Source organism: Nonomuraea roseola (assembly GCF_039535395.1).
GTDB classification, from domain to species: domain Bacteria; phylum Actinomycetota; class Actinomycetes; order Streptosporangiales; family Streptosporangiaceae; genus Nonomuraea; species Nonomuraea roseola.
In genome coordinates this window covers 957,757-963,886 of sequence record NZ_BAAAXC010000014.1, presented here as the reverse complement: position 1 = coordinate 963,886, position 6,130 = coordinate 957,757, and the positions used below count along the sequence as shown (strand labels likewise).

Below are 6,130 nucleotides of genomic sequence, written 5' to 3'. Positions count from 1 at the left end.
GGCACGGGCGACTTCACCCATGCCGCGATCAGCGACGAGGCGCGCTACCGCGCGATGGCCAGAGGCATGCGCAGGCTGCGGCTCGAGCCGTTCATCGTCCAGATCGACGAGCTCGAGCTGGAGGTGGAGGACATCATCCTGGAGGCGGCCAACACCTCGTGGCAGGTCCACCTGCGCACGCCCGCCTCCGAATTCGCCAGGCTCTACAACGCCGCCCAGCTGGCGATCGGTCCCGTGCTGGCCGCGAGCGGCAACTCGCCCCTGTTCCTGGGCAGGCAGCTGTGGGAGGAGACGAGGATCGCGCTGTTCGAGGAGGCTTCGGACGACCGTGACGTCGAACGCCGCTTCCGCAGGGACGGCCGCGTCACCTTCGGCTCCGACTGGGTGCGCTCGGGCGCCTTCGAGCTGTTCGAGCGGTACGTGCGCGACTACGAGCCGGTCATCCCCGCGCTGTCGGACGAGGGCGAGCTGCCCGAGCTGCGGCTGCACCTGGGCACGATCTGGCAGTGGAACAGGCCTGTCTTCGACCCGGCCGACGGCGGCCACCTCCGCATCGAGTTCCGCGCCCTTCCCGCCGGGCCCACCTGCGCCGACATGGCCGCCAACACCGCCTTCCTGCTCGGCCTCACGCTGGCGCTGGCCGAGAGGGACCTGACGGAGCTGCCCTTCGGCGACGCCTACCAGAACTTCTACCGCGCCGCCATGCGTGGACTGCAGACCAAGCTCACCTGGGAGGGGCAGGAGGTGCTCGCCTCCGACCTGGTGCTGTCGCTGCTGCCCGAGGCGAAGGCGGCGTTGCTGAGGGCGGGCGTCGACCCCGCCGACGCCGACCTCGACGTCATCGCCCAGCGCGTACGGCTGGGCCGTACGGGAGCGGTCTGGCAGCGGGAGACGCTGGCCGAGCTGGGAGGAGACAGTGAGGCGCTGGTGCGCAGGTATCACGAGAACGCGCTGACGGGATTGCCCGTGCACATGTGGCGATAACCGAACCAGAAGCCCCTTTCGCCCGTCAAACTATCCCAAAGACGGGGTAAAGCGAGGGCAAAGATGATGCTTCCTGCGGACAAGGCCGCTTTCACGCTGAGACGGGCGACGGGGACGCTGGCCGAGGGCGCCGACAAGCTCGCCGCCGACCTCGGCGCCGCGTCCGTGGAAGCGGTGCTGGCCCAGGCCAACAGGAAGGCGGTGCGCAAGGGGGCGCCCACCGCGTTCGGCACCATGCGGCCGAGGCCGCACGAGTGGTACGCCTTCGACGAGAAGGACAACGACACCCCCGACTGGTACCCGCAGGGCCTGACCTGCTCCGAGGACGCGGGCTCCGCGGGGGTGCCGGCCTTCGTCGCCAGCTGGTACTTCAAGCCCCTGCCCCCCGTGGCCGAGCGGGGCATCAGGGTGACGTTCCTGAGCCCGCAGACCCTGCGCTACCAGCACGCGCTGCTCGTGGAGGCCAGGCCGGACGGCTCCTACACCCCGATCAACATCCACGCGGGCGGGATCGCGTGGTACGGCGAGCACCTGTACGTCGCCGACACCAAGCGCGGCCTGCGCGTCTTCGACGTCGGCAAGATCCTCGACCTGCGGACGGTCCAGAGCGACCTGGGCGACGGGGCGCGGGTCGGCCGGTCGGAGGGCAGGTTCCACGCCTTCGGCTACCGGTACGTGATCCCGCAGACCGACTTCTGGCGGGTCGTCACGCCGGGGGCGCACTTCTCCTTCGTCGCGGTCGACCGCAGCACCAGCCCGCACACGCTGATCTCCGGCGAGTACGTGGGCGAGGCGCCGACCGGCAGGGTGGCCAGGTGGGCCCTCGACCTGACCGACGGGGTGCCGGTCGACGCGTACACGATGGGGCAGGCCAAGATCCAGGGGGCGGTGTCGCACGGCGGGAAGTGGTACCTCAGCCAGACCGTCGACGCCCGCTCGAACGGCAGGCTCGTCGTGGAGTCGGGCGGCAAGGTGTCGGTCAGGGCGTTCCCCGTCGGGCCCGAGGACCTGACGGTCTCGGGGAAGCGGCTGTGGAGCGTCACCGAGTTCAGGAACCGCAGAGTCATCTTCGGCGTCGACCTCTGACCTCCGGGCTATTCTTCCGATCGCTCCCGCGAGAAGCGGGTCAGCGCGGGGAGGGCAGGGGTCAGCCGTTGAGGTGGACCTGCAGCGCCCTGCGGTAGTCGCGGTCGAAGTCGTCGTAGCGGGCCCGTAGCCGCGCCCCCGGCCAGTCCTCCGGCAGCAGTTCGGCAGGCAGCAGCGGGTCGGCCAGCAGGTGCCGCAGCACCGCCGCCGACACCAGGAACCCCTCGGCCAGCCCTTCTGCCTGGCCGAGAGCCCGCTCCAGCCTGCCCGCCTCGGCCGCCCACCCGTCGAGGTCCCACAGCAGCGCCGTCGGATCCTCCCTCGGCCGCCCGTCGACGAGCGTGCACTGGGCGGTGACGATCTCCGGCCACCGTCTGATCAGGTTGGCGGGACGCAGCCAGGTGCCCTCCCGCAGCTCGGCCAGGCGCAGCGCCGTCATGGTGTGCCGCAGGGCCGCCCTGTCGGACGGCGCGCGCCGCTCGGCCGTCACGATCGCGATCTCCCACGTGCCGTCCCACGGCCTGGTGTGCGGGGAGCGGCTCTCGTCCTGCCTGGCCTGCCGCTCGCGCAGTCGCTCGGACAGCTCGTAGCGCCCGTCGTCCTGCACCAGGTCGCCGGCGGCGACCATGCGGGACAGCGCCACCCGCACGGTGCCCTCCGCGATGCCGAACACCTCCCCCACGCGCACGAGAGCCCTGCTCGGCAGGCGCGGAGGGTGGCTGCCGAGCAGCGCGCTCAGGACGGCGGAGCGGGCGGTGAGAGTATTACGGTCTTCCATCGTGTGTTGATTATATGTAACACTCCGAGAATGGCGAGCTATCTGATCGAACCCGTGGACGGCCCGAGCGGCCGCTACGACACCGCGCGCTACCAGGGAGCCGCGGGCCGCAACTGGTGGACGAGCGACCCCTCGCTGCAGTTGCTGATGCGCCGTCACCTCGGAGAGGGCTACAGCTGGGCCGAGCCCCACCTGTCCCGCCTCGGCGCGCTGATGGGCGGGCCGATCGCCGCCTACGCGGAGGAGACCGACCGCAACCCGCCCCGCCTGGAGAAGTACGACAGATGGGGCCGCGACGTCAGCCAGGTCGTCATGCCGCCGTCGTTCACGTCGGCTCGCGAGAAGCTCATGGCCGACAACTTCACCTCACCTGACTTCGCCGCCACCGCGAAGGACAACGGCGCCGACCCCGCCGCGCTGGGCGCCGCCTGGACCTACCTGCTCGACCAGGCCGACATCGGGATGGGCTGCGCGCTGGGCACGGGCGGCGACATGGTGGTCTCCCTCGCCGAGAAGCACGCGCCCGCCGACGTCCTCGAACGAGTCCGCGCGATCTTCGCCAACGGCTTCTACTCCGGCGAGGCCGCCCAGATGTTCACCGAGCGGACCGGCGGCTCCGACCTGGCCGCGCTGGAGGCCTCGGCCACGCCCGACGGGCAGGCGTGGAGCCTCACGGGCCTCAAGTGGTTCGCCTCCAACGCCAACGGGTCGGCGTTCGTGGTGCTGGCCAGGCTCCCCTCGGGCGACGTGGCGCCCTTCCTCGTGCTGTGGGAGCGCAGGGACGGCGCGCGCAACGCCGTACGGATCAGGAGACTGAAGGACAAGCTCGGCACCAGGTCGGTCGCCTCCGCCGAGGTCGAGTTCACCGGGGCGGAGGCCTTCCTCCTCGCGGGCTCGGGGTCGGGCTCGGGGCTCGGCACGATGATGAAGCTCACCAACGCCTCCAGGCTCGGCGTGGCCATGATGGGCCTCGGTGTCGCGCGCAGGGCGCTGGTGGAGTCCCTCTGCTACGCCTCGGCGCGCGAGGCTTTCGGCCGGCGCCTGATCGACCAGCCGCTCATGCGGCGCAAGCTGGCCGAGCTCATCGTGGAGGTCGAGGCCGTCCAGGCGCTGGTCTTCGACGGACATCTCGGCCCGCGGCTGCGCCTGGCCCCCGCGCTGGTCAAGCTGCGCGCCGCCAGGCTGGGGGTGCACGCCGCCAGCGACGCCATCGAGGTCCACGGCGGCAACGGCTACATCGAGCAGTGGCCGGTCGCCCGCCTGCTGCGCGACGCCCAGGTCAACCCCATCTGGGAGGGCGGCGACAACATCCTCTGCCTGGACGTACGGCGGGCGATGCTGAAGGAGGCGGCCCACGAGCCGTTCCTCGAGCGCCTGGCCGCGGCCGTCGAGCAGGCCCCGCCCGGCTCGGGAGACCTGGTCCGCGGGAGGATCGACGACCTCCGCAAGGCGATCACCGTCTGGTCCTCGCTCGACCCTGTCACGGCGGAGGCGCGGCTGTATCCGCTGGCCCAGTTCATGGCGGACGTCTACGCGGCGGCTCTGCTGCTCGAGCAGGCGGGCTGGGAGCAGCGCTCGGGGCACGGCGACCGCAAGGCCCTGGTCGCCCGCCTCTACGCCGACGCCCACCTGGCCGACCACGGCCCGCTGCGCGGCCTCGACCGCCCGGCGGAGGACCTGGACCGCTTCGACGACCTTGTCGCGGGAGCCGTCACGCTCTGATCTGGGCGGGGCCGTTCTGAGCTAGGTTGCCAGTCATGAGTGAAATCGGCTTCGGTCTGGTGCTCGATGTCGCCGACCCGGACACGCTCGCGCCCTTCTGGGCCGAGGCGCTCCGTTACTCCGTGGTCGGCGGCGTGGGCGACTACGTCATGCTGCTCCCTGCGGGCCGCGGCGGCCCGCGTCTGCTCCTGCAGAAGGTGAAGGAGGGCAGGACCGGCAAGAACCGCATGCACCTGGACATCGAGGCCGCCGACATCGAGGCCGAGGCGGGCCGGCTGGAGTCCCTCGGCGCCCGGCGGCTCACGAGCGGCCAGGTGGAGGAGCACGGTCACCGCTGGATCGTCATGGCCGACCCTGAGGGCAACGAGTTCTGCGTGGGCGAGTCCTGAGCCACCTGCATCCGCACGCGCCGCACAGGCCGGAGGCTCAGGAGTCGGCGAAGGCGAGCCCCCTGGCCGCCAGCTCCTCCTCGAGGATCCTGATGGCCTTGGGCCCCACGCCGTGGATGCGAAGCAGCTGCGCGGGCGTCACGCTCGTCAGCTGGTCGTAGCGGGTGTAGCCGTTGAGGGCCAGCTCGCGAGGGGCCACCTTGCCCATCCGCGGCGGGAACTCCGTCGGCTGCGCGGCATCGTGAGTCGCCATCTCGCCCCTCCCTGGTCGCGAGCCGATGACCTGGATCACGGCGAGCCTAGATGACCCCACCCTCTCGGCGCAGCCGCGCCGCCCCGCCACTGGCGCTGGCTACGATCGGCTGGCCCGGGGGAAGGCGCCGGGCCGGACGAACGGAGATGCAGATGACCGTGCGCGTCGAGAGGGAGGGCCCCGTCACCACGGTGGTGCTCTCCCGCCCTGAGGCCCGTAACGCCGTCGACCGCGCGACCGCGGACGCGCTGAGCGAGGCGTTCGCCGCGTTCGAGGAGTCTGACGCCTCGGTCGCCGTCCTGTGGGGCGAGGGCGGGACCTTCTGTGCCGGCGCCGATCTCAAGCGCCTCGACAACCACGTCGGCGAGGAGGGCGGCGGCCCGATGGGGCCGACCAGGATGCGGCTGTCCAAGCCGGTCATCGCGGCCGTCGCGGGCCACGCGGTGGCCGGAGGCCTGGAGCTCGCGCTCTGGTGCGACCTGCGGGTGGCCGAGGAGAGCGCGGTCTTCGGCGTCTTCTGCCGCCGCTGGGGCGTCCCCCTGATCGACGGCGGCACCGTACGGCTGCCGCGCCTCATCGGCCTGTCCCACGCCATGGACCTGATCCTCACCGGCAGGCCGGTCCCCGCCGGCGAGGCGCTGCGCATGGGACTGGCCAACAGGCTCGTCCCCGAGGGGCAGGCCCGCCAGGCGGCCGAGGCGCTCGCAAGCGACCTGGCCAGGTTCCCGCAGGCGTGCATGCGAGGCGACAGGCTCTCCGCGCTCGAGCAGTTCGGCCTGCCGGAGCGGGAGGCGATGGGCAACGAGCTGCGGCACGGCGTGGCCGCCCTCGGCGAGGCGGCGCACGGCGCCGCCCGCTTCGCCGAGGGCGCCGGCCGCCACGGCGACTTCTCCTGAGGGGCTCAGGGATCTTGTCGGG

7 protein-coding genes are annotated in these 6,130 nt (G+C 72.0%); 5 read left to right on the top strand and 2 right to left on the bottom strand.

Annotated elements, in window-relative coordinates; all coding sequences use genetic code 11:
* Positions 1–984, top strand: a 984-nt coding sequence (locus tag ABFX55_RS22955; protein WP_346124086.1) for a glutamate-cysteine ligase family protein, incomplete at its 5' end; no start/stop codon positions are given.
* A 63-nt stretch (positions 985–1,047) separates the two neighbouring features.
* Positions 1,048–2,070 (top strand): hypothetical protein, encoded by a 1,023-nt coding sequence (locus tag ABFX55_RS22950; protein WP_346118327.1) that lies wholly within the window; start codon positions 1,048–1,050, stop codon positions 2,068–2,070.
* A 61-nt stretch (positions 2,071–2,131) separates the two neighbouring features.
* Here the strand turns inward: ABFX55_RS22950 and ABFX55_RS22945 are convergent, their stop codons facing one another.
* Positions 2,132–2,848 carry a PaaX family transcriptional regulator C-terminal domain-containing protein gene (locus ABFX55_RS22945; RefSeq protein WP_346118325.1) on the bottom strand — a complete coding sequence of 239 codons (717 nt, stop codon included), beginning with the start codon at positions 2,846–2,848 and terminating at the stop codon, positions 2,132–2,134.
* A gap of 30 nt (positions 2,849–2,878) precedes the next feature.
* Between ABFX55_RS22945 and ABFX55_RS22940 the strand changes: the two genes are divergently transcribed.
* On the top strand, positions 2,879–4,570 hold the full coding sequence (locus ABFX55_RS22940) for an acyl-CoA dehydrogenase family protein (protein ID WP_346124084.1): 1,692 nt from the start codon (positions 2,879–2,881) through the stop codon (positions 4,568–4,570).
* A gap of 35 nt (positions 4,571–4,605) precedes the next feature.
* Positions 4,606–4,959: a VOC family protein gene (locus ABFX55_RS22935; RefSeq protein ID WP_346124082.1), complete on the top strand. Its 354-nt coding sequence runs from the start codon at positions 4,606–4,608 to the stop codon at positions 4,957–4,959.
* Positions 4,960–4,996: 37 nt separating this feature from the next.
* Here the strand turns inward: ABFX55_RS22935 and ABFX55_RS22930 are convergent, their stop codons facing one another.
* Positions 4,997–5,212 (bottom strand): helix-hairpin-helix domain-containing protein, encoded by a 216-nt coding sequence (locus tag ABFX55_RS22930; protein ID WP_183645715.1) that lies wholly within the window; start codon positions 5,210–5,212, stop codon positions 4,997–4,999.
* A 152-nt stretch (positions 5,213–5,364) separates the two neighbouring features.
* Between ABFX55_RS22930 and ABFX55_RS22925 the strand changes: the two genes are divergently transcribed.
* Complete coding sequence (locus tag ABFX55_RS22925) at positions 5,365–6,108, top strand: crotonase/enoyl-CoA hydratase family protein (RefSeq protein ID WP_346124080.1); 744 nt, start codon at positions 5,365–5,367, stop codon at positions 6,106–6,108.
* Positions 6,109–6,130: the final 22 nt, after the last annotated feature.